The organism is Streptomyces purpurogeneiscleroticus (assembly GCF_020024005.1).
GTDB lineage: Bacteria > Actinomycetota > Actinomycetes > Streptomycetales > Streptomycetaceae > Streptomyces > Streptomyces purpurogeneiscleroticus.
In genome coordinates, this window is sequence record NZ_NHSG01000248.1 from 1 (window position 1) to 12,351 (window position 12,351).

General features: G+C 73.5%; 5 protein-coding genes and 1 pseudogene. 5 read left to right on the plus strand and 1 reads right to left on the minus strand.

From position 1 onward, the window contains the following. From CCS38_RS16045 to CCS38_RS16065, 5 genes and pseudogenes are all read left to right on the plus strand, one after another. Nucleotides 1–502, plus strand: a pseudogene (locus CCS38_RS16045) (FxsB family cyclophane-forming radical SAM/SPASM peptide maturase); the annotation flags it as partial. Then, nucleotides 499–1,896: an aKG-HExxH-type peptide beta-hydroxylase gene (locus CCS38_RS16050; RefSeq protein WP_223733955.1), complete on the plus strand. Its 1,398-nt coding sequence runs from the start codon at nucleotides 499–501 to the stop codon at nucleotides 1,894–1,896. The pseudogene CCS38_RS16045 and the gene CCS38_RS16050, both read left to right, overlap by 4 nt. Before the next feature lie 100 nt (nucleotides 1,897–1,996). Further along, on the plus strand, nucleotides 1,997–4,993 hold the full coding sequence (gene fxsT, locus CCS38_RS16055; RefSeq protein WP_223733956.1) for an FxSxx-COOH system tetratricopeptide repeat protein: 2,997 nt from the start codon (nucleotides 1,997–1,999) through the stop codon (nucleotides 4,991–4,993). A gap of 123 nt (nucleotides 4,994–5,116) precedes the next feature. Further along, a complete protein-coding gene (gene fxsT, locus CCS38_RS16060; protein WP_223733957.1) occupies nucleotides 5,117–7,915 on the plus strand; it encodes an FxSxx-COOH system tetratricopeptide repeat protein in 2,799 nt (932 codons plus the stop codon). Between the two features lie 175 nt (nucleotides 7,916–8,090). Beyond that, on the plus strand, nucleotides 8,091–8,756 hold the full coding sequence (locus tag CCS38_RS16065) for an esterase/lipase family protein (RefSeq protein ID WP_263302128.1): 666 nt from the start codon (nucleotides 8,091–8,093) through the stop codon (nucleotides 8,754–8,756). Nucleotides 8,757–8,842: 86 nt separating this feature from the next. Here the strand turns inward: CCS38_RS16065 and CCS38_RS16070 are convergent. Then, nucleotides 8,843–12,351 (minus strand): multifunctional oxoglutarate decarboxylase/oxoglutarate dehydrogenase thiamine pyrophosphate-binding subunit/dihydrolipoyllysine-residue succinyltransferase subunit (locus CCS38_RS16070; protein ID WP_223733959.1); only part of this gene is annotated, 3,509 nt, incomplete at its 5' end.

Here is a 12,351-nt window from a genome sequence, read left to right on the forward strand (position 1 = left end):
CCCCGACCGCCCCACCCCGTACGGCGACTGGCTCCGCGCCGTCTTCGACGCCTGGTGGGACGGCGGCCCCGGGCAGCCGCGGATCCGGCTCTTCGAGGAGTGCCTGGCCCTGCTGCTGGGCGCGCCGGCCGGCGGCGAGTCGCTGGGCCTGACCCCGTTCACCGCCGTCGTGGTGGAGACCGACGGCAGCATCGAGCAGGTCGACTCCCTGAAGTCCGCGTACGAGGGCGCCGCCGCCACCGGGCTCGACGTCTTCCGCCACTCCTTCGACGACGCGCTCGCGCACCCCGGCATCACCGCCCGGCACGCGGGCGCCGCGGCCCTCGCCCCCGTGTGCCGCGCCTGCCCGCTGGTGCGGGTCTGCGGCGGCGGCCAGTACGCGCACCGCTACCGGCACGGCAGCGGCTTCGCCAACCCCTCCGTGTACTGCGCCGACCTCCAGCGGCTGATCCGGCACGCCGCCGGGCGGCTGGCCCGTACCGCGCGGGGTCCCGCACGATGAGCAGCCGCGTCCCCGCGGGCCTGCTGCGCGAGCTGGGCCGGTCCGAGGGCGGTGCGGAGGCGTTGCGGCTGCTGGTGGACGACCAGCGGACGCGGCGGCTGCTGTTGCTGCGCGCGCTGCTGGACGCGGTGGGCTCCGCCCGCGCGCCGAGCGTGCCGCGGCCCGCGGCGGCCCGGGTGGCGGAGCACTGGGCGCTGCTGGAGGCCGCGGACCGCGCCGACCGGGATGCCACCCGCCGGGTGCTGTACTACCCGCTGCTCGGTCCCTGGGTGCGGCGCGCCCTGCGTGGCCTCGCCGCCGCCGTCCCGCCGCCCGGCCTCCTCCCCGACCTCGAACACCTCGGGGCCGTCGCCGCCGCGGCCGCCGCCCGCGCCCGGCTCCCGTTCACCCTGAAACTCCGCGCCCCGGGAGGCACGCTGGCCCTGCCCACCCTCGGTGCGTACACCCTGCACGGGCGGCCGGCCGGCCGTGAGGGACCGCCGCCAGAGCTCGAACTCACCTATGGCGAGGGAAGGTTGCGCCTTCGCCCGCCCGCCGGCCCGGCCGCCGTGCTGCTGCCCCGGCCCGACGGCGCCTGGGAGTCGGCCGACCCCGCATGGCGCCCGCTGCGCCCGCTCACCGGCGGCCCCCGCCCCGTACTCCTGGACGACCTCGACCCCTTCCGCACGGCCGACAGCGGGCTGGAGCGGCACGGCCTGAAGCCCGCCGAGCCGCTCACCACCGCCGACCGGGCCCGCTGGCAGGCCGCCTGGGCCGGGGCCCGGCCGCTGCTGGAGCGCGGCGGCCCGACCCGCGCCCTGGAAGTGGACGTCCTGCTGGACTGCGTCGTGCCGCTCGCCCCGCCGCCCAACGCCAGCCCGCACGCCGCGGGCCCCGCGCACTGCAGCGGCACCCGCCGCGAGGCGTTCGGCGCGGTCCTCAGCTCCACCCCGCAGACCCCCGCCTTCCTCGCCGCGACGCTCGTCCACGAACTCCAGCACGCCAAGCTCGCCGCGCTCGCCGAACTGTCGCCGCTGCACCACGACACCGGCACCGCCCGGCACTGGGCCCCCTGGCGGCCCGACCCGCGCCCCTTCGACGGGCTGCTCCAGGGCACGTACTCGCATCTCTCGCTCGCCGACTACTGGCAGCGCTTCGCGCTCACCGCCACCACCGCGCTGGAGCGCCACACCGCGTGGGCCGAGCACTCCCGCTGCCGCGAACAGGTGGGCGCCGCACTCCCCACGCTGCTCGGCGCGCGCACCCTCACCCCGGCCGGCCGCGTCCTGGTCGGCGCGATGGCCGACCGGCTCACCCGATTGCGGGAACGCCCGCCTCCCGAGGGGTACTTGGCGCGCGCGAGCGCCTACGTCGAGACCTCGCGGACGATGTGGCGGCGACAGCACGCGCGATGACCGCCGACGACCGGTTCGCCGGTGTATGTTCCCCAGAAGGGCAGCTCTGACGGTCCTTGCCCGGCCGTTCGTTCGTACGCAAGACGAGGGAGTCGTTCGAATGCCCGCAGCGCGCAGGAGCACCGCACCCACCGGCCGGCCACCGGTCACGGTCAGTTTCGCCGGCTTCAACCGCGCGTGGGCCGCCTGGATCGGCGACCGGCTGGAACGGCACGGGATGCGGGTGGCCTTCCAGCGCTGGGACCCGCGGGCCGGCACCTCGCTGGAGGACGCGCTGAGCGACCTCGCGCTCGCGGAGGGCACCGTACTGATCGTGCTCAGCGACTGGTACATCCAGCTCGGTCCGCGCAGCCACGAGGAGTGGAACGCCGCGCTGCGCACCGTCGTCGCCGACCGCCAGGACAAGTTCGCCGCGGTCTCCATCACCACGAACGCGCTGCCCACCGCCACCGCCGTCTTCGGCGCCGCCGAGCTGGCCGACGTCGGCGCCCGTGAGGCCGAGCGGCGGCTGCTGGCCCGGCTCGGCATCGACCCCGACCCGCACGCCGAGCCCGAGGAGGACGGCAGCGGCCCCCGCTACCCCCAGGAGCAGCCGCGCGTCTGGGGCGGCGTGCCGCGTCGCAACACCCGCTTCACCGGCCGTGAGAACCTCCTCGCCGACGTCTACCACCGCCTCCAGCAGGCCGAGCGCGGCGCCGCCGTGTGCACGCTGTACGGCATGTCCGGCGTCGGCAAGACCCAGCTCGCCACCGAGTACGTCTACCGCTTCGGCTCCGAGTACGACGTGGTGTGGTGGGTCGCGGCGGGCGAGCGCACCCCGATGCGCCAGCGGCTGGCCGAGCTGGCCCCCGCGCTCGGCCTGAGCACCGGTCAGGAGTACGGCGAGCGGCTGCGCGCCGTCCGGGACGCGCTGCGCCGGGGCGAGCCGTCGAACCGCTGGCTGCTCGTCCTGGACGGCGCCGACCAGCCCGAACACGTCGCCGACATGCTGCCCTCCGGGCCCGGACACGTGCTCCTCACCTCGCAGAACCGCGAGTGGAGCGAGCACAACACCATGATGTTCGAGGTCCCGGTCTACACCCGCGAGGAGTCCATCGCCTTCGTCCGGCGCCGCGCCCCGCGCCTGGACCGCGCCGAGGCGGACCAGCTGGCCGAAGCGCTGGAGGACCTGCCGCTGCTGCTCGACCAGACGGCGGGCTGGCTCAGCGACTCCACGATGACCGTCGACGAGTACGTCGAACTGCTGGAGAGCGGCGCCGACGCCGAGGTCGTCCGGGTCGCCCACGACTTCCCGATGACCTACCAGACCTCCTGGTCGATACTGCAGAACCGGCTGGCCGAGGCGGTGCCCGCCTCCGTCGACCTGCTGCGGCTGTGCTCCTTCTTCGCGCCCGCCGCCATCCCCGTACGGCTGCTCCGCGAGATCCCGCCCGGCGACCTGCCGGAGGAGCTGACCGGGCTGATGAACGACCCGCTGCTGTGGAACCAGGCCATCAGCAAGCTCCTGCAGTACTCGGTCGTGCGCATCGAGTCCCACGACGTCACCGCCGACGACGCGTCCCCCGGTGGCGAGATCCTCTACATGCACCGCATGGTCCACCAGACCGTCCGCGCCCTGATGCCGGACCGGCAGCAGGCGGAATACAGCCGCGTCGCGCAGCGCGCGCTGGCCGCCGCCGACCCGCTGCGCCCGACCGACACCCGGCTGTGGCCCCGGTTCGCCGAGCTCGCCCAGCACCTCAAGGCCGCGAACGTCCTGGTGAGCCGGGACCCCGAGGTGCAGAACCTGGTCCTGAACGTGCTGCGGTACATGTACCTCTCCGGCGAATACCGCTCCGGCCTCAAGCTCGCCGAACGCGCCCTGGCCGCCTGGCGGGAGCTGCTCGGCGACACCCACCCGCGGATCTGGGACCTCAGCTACCACTACGCCAACCTGCTGCGCGCCACCGGCGACTACGCCGCCACCGAGGCGCTGGACCGTGTCGTCCTGGACCATCTGCGCGAGACCCAGGGCCCGCGCGACCTGGACACCCTGCGCGCCGCCAGCGGGCTCGCCGCCGACCTGCGCGGCCTCGCCCGCTTCGAGGAGGCCCTGGAGCTGTCCACCACCGTCCTGGAGGGCTACACCGAACTGGTCGGTGAGCAGGACTCGCGCACCCTGAACGCCCAGAACAACCTCGCCGTCTCGCTCCGCCTCCTCGGCCGCTACACCGACTCCCTCGCGCTGCACCGCCGCACCCTGGAAGCCCGCCGCGAGCTGCTGCGCCCCCGCCACAACTGGTCGCTCTTCTCCGAGATCCACGTCGCCACCGACCTGCGCCTCCTCGGCCGCTACGCCGAGGCCGGCTCGGTGCAGGAGCACAGCGTCCGGGTGCACCGCATCGTCATGGGCAACGACAACCCCCAGACGCTGCGCGCCGAGCACAACCTCGGGCTGTGCTTCTACCGTTCCGGCGACCGCGCCAAGGCCGGCCGCCTCCTCGGCCGGGTGCTGGAACGGTCCGAGCGGGTCCTCGGCGAGACCGACCCGCTCACCCTCATGGTCGCCGTCAGCTACTCCTGCTTCGCCCGTGAGCACGGCAGCCTGGACCAGGCCCGGGAGATCGGCGAGCAGGTCACCGAGCGGTATCTCTTCCAGCTGGGCGCGGCCCACCCGTACGCAATCGGCGCCCAGGCCAACCACGCGCTCGTGCTGCGCGCCGCGGGCGAGCGGCAGCAGGCGCTGCTGCTCTCGGAGGAGGCGCTGGCGGGGATGCGCCGGGCGGTCGGCCCCGACCATCCCTGGACGCTGGGCTGCGCGCTGAACGCCGCGGCGGCCCGCAACTTCTCCGGCGACCCGGAGGCCGCCGCCGAGCTCGGCCGGGACACCGTCACCCGCGCCACCGCCACCCTCGGACTGCGCCACCCGCTGACCCTCTCCAGCCAGATCGCGCTCGCCGCGGACCTGCGCGGCCTGCGCAAACGCCAGGAGGCCGACAAGCTGGAGGACGAGGCGCTGACCGGCCTGAGCACCGTACTGGGCCCCCAGCACGCCCACACCGTCTCCGCCCGCGCCCGCACCCGGCCCTACTGGGACTTCGAGCCGCAGATGACCTGATGAGGCGTCAGCTGCGGCCGGGCGTACCGTACTGGGCCGGAATCCGCTCGCGGCGGCCGGGCGCGGTGGGGTACGGAAGAACAGGGCCGTATCGACGGTCCCCCGGAGGAGAGCAGGACCGTAATGGCGCAGCCGGCGGAGTCGACGTTCCCGCAGCGGCCGACGGACGCCGCGTCCGCGCGGGTGCCGCGGCCGGCCCGGCCGGTACGGCCCGGACCGCCGCCCGGCCCGCGGGTCACCGTCAGCGTCGCCGGGGACGGCCGGGCCTGGGGCGACTGGATCGCCGACCGCCTCGAACGCCACGGGCTGCGCGCCCCGCTGCACCACTGGGACCCGCCCGCCGCGATGGAACTGCGGGCCGCGCTCGGCGGGCTCACGCTCTCCGGCGGCCAGGTCCTGCTCGTCTTCAGCGCCGGCTACTTCCAGCCCGGCGTCCGCACGGGACGGGAGTGGGACGCCGCCCTCGCCGCCGTCACCGCCGCCCACCCCGGCCGCTTCGCCGCCGTCTCCGTCACCGACCCCGGCAACCTCCCGCGGGGCGCCGCCGCGCTCGGCCCCGCCCAGCTCACCGAGGCCGGCGCGCACCACGCCGAGCGCCTCCTGCTGCGCCGCCTCGGGCTCCCGGACACCCCGGCGCCCGGCACCGGCGGCCCGCGCTTCCCGCTGGACGCGCCCGACGTCTGGGGCGGAGTACCGCGCCGCAACCCGCGCTTCACCGGCCGCGCGGCCCTCCTCGCCCGTATCCACCGCCGCCTGGCGGGCTCCGTACGGGGCGCCGCGGTCTGCACGCTGCTGGGCATGGCGGGCGTCGGCAAGACCCAGCTGGCCGCCGAGTACGTGCACCGCTTCGCCACCGAGTACGACGTGGTGTGGTGGATCGCCGCCGGGACGGCACAGGAGGCCCGGCAGCAACTGGCCGCGCTGGCACCGGAGTTGGGGATCAGGGGCGGTATGGGGACCGCCGAGCGGCTGCGCGCGGTCACCGACGCGCTGCGCCGCGGCGAGCCGTACCACCGCTGGCTGCTCGTCCTGGACGGCGCCGACGACCCCGAAGCGGTGGCCGGTCTGCTGCCCAGCGGCTCGGGTCACGTCCTGATCACCTCGCGCAACCGCTCCTGGGACACCTACAACACCCTCCTCCTCCCGGTCCCCGTCCTCGACCGCCCGGAGAGCGTCGCCTTCGTACGCCGCCGGGCCCCGCGCCTGACCGCGGCCGAGGCGGACCGGCTGGCCGCGGCCCTGGAGGACCTGCCGCTCCTGCTGGACCAGACGGCGGGCTGGCTGAACGACTCCGACATGAGCGTCGGGAGCTATCTGCGGCTGCTGGAGGGCGGCATCGGCGACGCCCGCACGGTCGTCGCCGAGGACTTCCCGATGACCTTCGCTGCGGCCTGGACCGCCCTGCTGGACCGCATCGCCGAGACCGCGCCGGACGCCGGGGAACTGTTGCGGCTGTGCGCCGTCCTTGCGCCCGGCACCGTGCCGGTCCCCCTCCTCGGCCGGATCCGCGGCGACTTCCCCCCGCTGACCGGCGACCCGCAGCGGCTCCAGGACGCGCTGCGGCTGCTCGCCCGCTACTCCGTCGTGGACGCCACCGAAACCCCGGACGGCGACCGGATCACCGGCGTCCACCTGCACCGCATGGTCCGCCTCCTGGTCCGCGAGGGCGTCCCCGCGCCGGAGCGGGAACGGTACGCACGCGCCGTACGCGGCGCGCTCGCCGCCGCCGACCCAGGCCGCCCCGACGACCCCGCCGAGTGGCCCGCGTACGCCGCGCTGCTGCCGCACCTGCTGCCCTCCGGCGCGCTGGAGGCCGACCCGGCGGAGAGCGCGCGCCCGGTACTGAACTGCCTGCGCTACACCTACCTCGCCGGCGTCCAGGACACCGGCCTGGCCCTGGTCCGGCGGGTGGACCGGGCCTGGCGGCGGCTGCTGCCGGAGGACCACCCGAACCGCCTCGACCTGCTGCACGCGCACGCCAACCTGCTGCGCGCCGCCGGACAGTACGCGGCCTGCGAGGAGCTGGACCGGGCCGCGCTGGAGCGGCTGCTCGGCCGGAGCTCCACCCCGGACACCGACATCCTGCGGGCCGCCACCGGGCTCGCCGCCGACCTGCGCGGTCTCGCCCGCCTCCAGGAAGCCCTGGAGCTCTCCCGGTACGTGCTCGACGGCAGCCGGCAGACCTTCGGCGAGGGCGACGCACGCACCCTCGCCGCGCAGAACAACACCGCGGTCTCCCTGCGGCTGCTCGGCGCTTACGACGAGGCGCTGGACCTGGATCTGGAGACCCTGCGCGCGCGCCGCCGGCTCCTCGGCCCCGGCCACCCCTGGACGCTCTGCTCCGAGCTGCACTACGCCACCGACCTGCGGCTCACCGGCCGCGTCGAGGCGGCGCTGGAGCTCCAGGAGCGGACCGTGCGCAGCCACCACCGGGTACTGGGCGCCGACCACCCCCAGTCGCTGCGCGCCGGGCACGGCCTCGCGCTCTGCCGCCGGGGCGCCGGGCAGGGGGAGCGGGCCCGGCAGAGCATGGAACGGCTGCTGGAGCGGGCGGTGCGGCTGCTCGGCCGCCGGGACCCGCTCACCCTCATGATCGCGGCCGGCTTCGGCTGCCTGGAGCGCGAGTCCGGCGACCCGGAGCGGGCCCTGGCCACGGCCGAGCTCACGTACACGGGCTACCGCGAACTGCTCGGCCCCGCCCACCCGTACACCGTCGGCAGCGACGCCAACCACGCGCTCGCGCTGCTCGCGGCCGGCGACCGCGCGGCCGCCCTCGGCTCCCTCGGCCGCGCGCTGCCCGCCATGGAGGCGGCGGTCGGCCCGAGCCACCCGTGGACCCTGGACCTCGCTCACAACACCCGCTCCACCGAGGCCGACCTGCCGCCGTACCAGCTCCGCGACTTCGAGCCGCTGACGATCTGAAGGACCTGCGCGCCGGCGGCGGAGAAGCCGCGAAAAAAGTTGTGCACATGACAAGTGCACGCATCTTGACGCGCCAGGTTTACCCGGCAGTAGCCTGAGGCGCCCTCCCCACACGCACCGGTGCTTCCCTCCCCCTTCTCTGCATCCGTGAGGACACGTGAAGAAGACACCGCTCATGGCCGTGCTCGCCGGCCTGCTACTCGCCCTGCACACGCCCGCCCGAGCCGAAGCGGCCGGCGGATCGGGCTTCACCGCCGCCGGTCACCCGATCCTTTTCGTCCACGGCTGGTCCGGCAGCGGCGGCAACTGGGACACCATGGCAGGACGCTTCCGCGCCGACGGCTGGCCGGCCGGGTACCTGGACCAGTGGAGCTACGACTCGCGCCAGTCCAACGCCACCACCGCACAGCAGCTGGCCACCGAGGTCGACCGGCTGCTCGCCGCGACCGGAGCCTCCCAGGTCGACATCGTCACCCACTCCATGGGGGGCCTCTCCTCGCGCTACTACGCCAAGAACCTCGGCGGCGCGGCGAAGATCGACGCCTGGGTGTCGCTCGGCGGCCCCAACCACGGCACCGACTCGGCCAATACGTGCGCCGACACCTCGTGCAGCGAGATGCGGATCGGCTCCGACTTCCTGACCGCCCTGAACGCCGGGGACGAGACGCCCGGCAGCCCCCGCTACGCGACCTGGTGGTCGCCGTGCGACGCCGTCATCAACCCCGACAGCAGCGTTTCCCTGGCCGGTGCGGCCAACACGCGCACCGCCTGCCTGAGCCACAACGCCCTGCTCACCGACGCCACCGTCTACGCCCAGACCCGGGACATGGTCAACGGCTGACGCCGGCCCGGACATACGGGCGGGCCCCCGCCGGAGTGCTCCGGCGGGGGCCCGTTGTCCCGTTTGCGTCAGGTGACGCGGGCGGCTCAGGCGTCGAACGCCTCCGCGATGAGCTGGGCCTGCTCGGCCTGGTGGCGCTTGGCGGAGCCGACGGCCGGGGACGAGCTGTGCGGCCGCGAGATGCGGCGCAGGCGCTCGCCGTGCGGGATGTCGGCGCCGACCGCCAGGTCCAGGTGGTCGATCAGGTTCAGGCCGAGGAACGGCCAGGCACCCTGGTTGGCGGGCTCCTCCTGGACCCACAGGAACTTGCCGGCGTTCGGGAACTTGGCGATCTCCGCCTGCAGCTCCTTGCCCGGCAGCGGGTACAGCCGCTCGATGCGGACGATCGCGACGTCGTTCGCACCGCGCTTCTGCCGCTCCGCCTCCAGGTCGTAGTAGACCTTGCCGGAGCAGAAGAGCACCTTGCGGACCGCGTTCGGGTCCACCGTGCTGTCGCCGATCACCGGGCGGAAGCCGCCGGTGGTGAACTCCTCCGTCTTCGACGCCGCGGCCTTCAGACGCAGCATCGACTTCGGGGTGAAGACGACGAGCGGCTTGTGGTGCGGGTTGTGCACCTGCCAGCGCAGCAGGTGGAAGTAGTTGGAGGGGAGCGTCGGCATCGCGACGGTCATGTTGTTCTGCGCGCACAGCTGGAGGAAGCGCTCGATGCGGGCCGAGGAGTGGTCCGGGCCCTGGCCCTCGTAGCCGTGCGGCAGGAGCAGCGTGACGCCGGAGGTCTGGCCCCACTTCTGCTCGGCGGAGGAGATGAACTCGTCGACGACGGTCTGCGCGCCGTTGACGAAGTCACCGAACTGCGCCTCCCACATGACCAGCGACTCAGGACGGGCCAGCGAGTAGCCGTACTCGAAGCCCATCGCCGCGTACTCGGAGAGCAGCGAGTCGTACACGTTGAACCGCGCCTGGTCCTCGGAGAGGTACAGCAGCGGCGTGTAGTCGTTGCCGGTCTCGCGGTCGATGAGGACCGCGTGGCGCTGGCCGAAGGTGCCGCGGCGGGAGTCCTGGCCGGCGAGCCGGACCGGGGTGCCCTCCATCAGCAGCGAGCCGAAGGCCAGGGTCTCGCCCATGCCCCAGTCGATCGTGCCGTCCTCGACCATGGCCGCGCGGCGCTGCAGCTGGGGCAGCAGGCGCGGGTGGACGGTGACCCGGTCGGGGATGTTGACCTGGGACTCGGCGATCCGCTTGACGACCTCCTGGGAGACCGCGGTGTCCACGTGGACCGGGAACTCGGCCTGCGGCTGCGGGACCTCGGGCGCCATCGGCGTCGTGGTGGCCTCGCGGACCTCCGTGAAGACCTTTTCCAGCTGGCCCTGGAAGTCCTGCAGCGCCTGCTCGGCCTCCTCCAGCGTGATGTCGCCACGACCGATGAGGGACTCGGTGTAGAGCTTGCGCACCGAGCGCTTCTTGTCGATCAGGTCGTACATCAGCGGCTGGGTGAAGGCCGGGTTGTCCGACTCGTTGTGGCCGCGGCGGCGGTAGCAGATCAGGTCGATGACGACGTCCTTGTTGAACGCCTGGCGGAACTCGAAGGCGAGGCGCGCGACGCGCACCACGGCCTCCGGGTCGTCACCGTTCACGTGGAAGATCGGCGCCTCGATCATGCGGGCCACGTCGGTGGCGTACATGGAGGAGCGGGCCGACTCCGGCGCGGCGGTGAAGCCGACCTGGTTGTTGATGACGATGTGGACCGTGCCGCCGGTGCGGTAGCCCCGCAGCTGCGACATGTTCAGCGTCTCGGCGACCACGCCCTGACCGGCGAACGCCGCGTCACCGTGCAGCTGGACCGGCAGGACCGTGAAGTCCGTGCCGCCCTTGCCGATGATGTCCTGCTTGGCGCGGGCGATGCCCTCGACGATCGGGTCGACCGCCTCGAGGTGCGAGGGGTTGGCGGCCAGCGAGACCTTGATCTGCTCGCCGTCGAGACCGGTGAAGGTGCCCTCGGCGCCCAGGTGGTACTTCACGTCGCCGGAGCCGTGCATCGACTTCGGGTCGAGGTTGCCCTCGAACTCCCGGAAGATCTGCGCGTAGGACTTGCCGACGATGTTGGCGAGGACGTTCAGCCGGCCGCGGTGGGCCATGCCGATGACGACCTCGTCCAGCCGCGACTCGGCCGCGGAGTCGATGACCGCGTCCAGCATCGGGATGACGGACTCGCCGCCCTCCAGCGAGAAGCGCTTCTGGCCGACGTACTTCGTCTGCAGGAAGGTCTCGAACGCCTCGGCGGAGTTCAGGCGGCGCAGGATGCGCAGCTGCTCCTCGCGCTCCGGCGGGGTGTGCGGGCGCTCCAGGCGGTCCTGCAGCCACTTGCGCTGCTTGGGGTCCTGGATGTGCATGTACTCGATGCCGGTGGTGCGGCAGTACGAGTCGCGCAGCACGCCGAGGATGTCGCGCAGCTTCATCATCGACTTGCCGGAGAAGCCGCCGACCGCGAACTCGCGCTCCAGGTCCCAGAGCGTGAGGCCGTGCTCCGTGATGTCCAGGTCGGCGTGCTTGCGCTGCTTGTACTCCAGCGGGTCGGTGTCGGCCATGACGTGGCCGCGCACCCGGTAGGCGTGGATCAGGTCGAAGACCCGGGCCGCCTTGGAGACGTCGTCGTCGTGGCTGACGTCGATGTCCTTCAGCCAGCGCACCGGCTCGTACGGAATCCGCAGCGACTTGAAGATGTCGTCGAAGAAGTCGTTCTCGCCGAGCAGCAGCTGGCTCATGATGCGCAGGAACTCGCCGGAGGCGGCGCCCTGGATCACGCGGTGGTCGTACGTGCTGGTCAGCGTCATGACCTTGGAGACGCCCAGCTTGTTCAGGGTGTCCTGCGAGGTGCCCTGGAACTCCGCGGGGTACTCCATGGCGCCGACGCCGATGATGAGGCCCTGGCCGGGCATCAGGCGCGGCACGGAGTGCACGGTGCCGATGCCGCCGGGGTTCGTCAGCGACGCGGTGACGCCGGTGAAGTCCTCCATCGTCAGCTTGCCGACCCGGGCGCGGCGGACGATGTCCTCGTACGCCTGCCAGAACTCGAAGAAGCTGAGGGTCTCGGCCTTCTTGATGGCCGCGACGACGAGCTGACGGTCACCGTTGGGCTTCACCAGGTCGATGGCGAGGCCCAGGTTGATGTGGTCCGGCTTGACCAGCGTGGGCTTGCCGTCCTTCTCGGTGAACGAGTAGTTCATCGAGGGCATCGCCTTGAGCGCCTGCACCATGGCGTACCCGATGAGGTGGGTGAAGGAGACCTTCCCACCGCGGGCGCGCTTGAGGTGGTTGTTCATGACGATGCGGTTGTCGAACAGCAGCTTCACGGGAACGGCGCGCACGGACGTGGCCGTGGGCAGCTCCAGCGAGGCATTCATGTTCTTCGCCACGGCGGCGGCCGGGCCACGCAGGGTGACGTACTCCGGGCCCTCGGTCGCCTCGGCGGCGGGCTTGGCGTCCGCCTTCGGGGCGGCCTTGGCGGCGGGCTTGGCCTCGGCCTTCGCCGGGGCGGCCTTCGCGGGCGCCGGCTGAGCTGCGGCGGGCTTCGCGGCGGCGGGCGCCGCGGGCTGCG

Bases quoted from the DNA above. Each gene is read 5' to 3' on its own strand.
- fxsT (WP_223733956.1), top strand. From the start codon at position 1,997: ATGCCCGCAGCGCGCAGGAGCACCGCACCCACCGGCCGGCCACCGGTC.
- CCS38_RS16050 (WP_223733955.1), top strand. From the start codon at position 499: ATGAGCAGCCGCGTCCCCGCGGGCCTGCTGCGCGAGCTGGGCCGGTCC.
- CCS38_RS16065 (WP_263302128.1), top strand. From the start codon at position 8,091: ATGGCCGTGCTCGCCGGCCTGCTACTCGCCCTGCACACGCCCGCCCGA.
- fxsT (WP_223733957.1), top strand. From the start codon at position 5,117: ATGGCGCAGCCGGCGGAGTCGACGTTCCCGCAGCGGCCGACGGACGCC.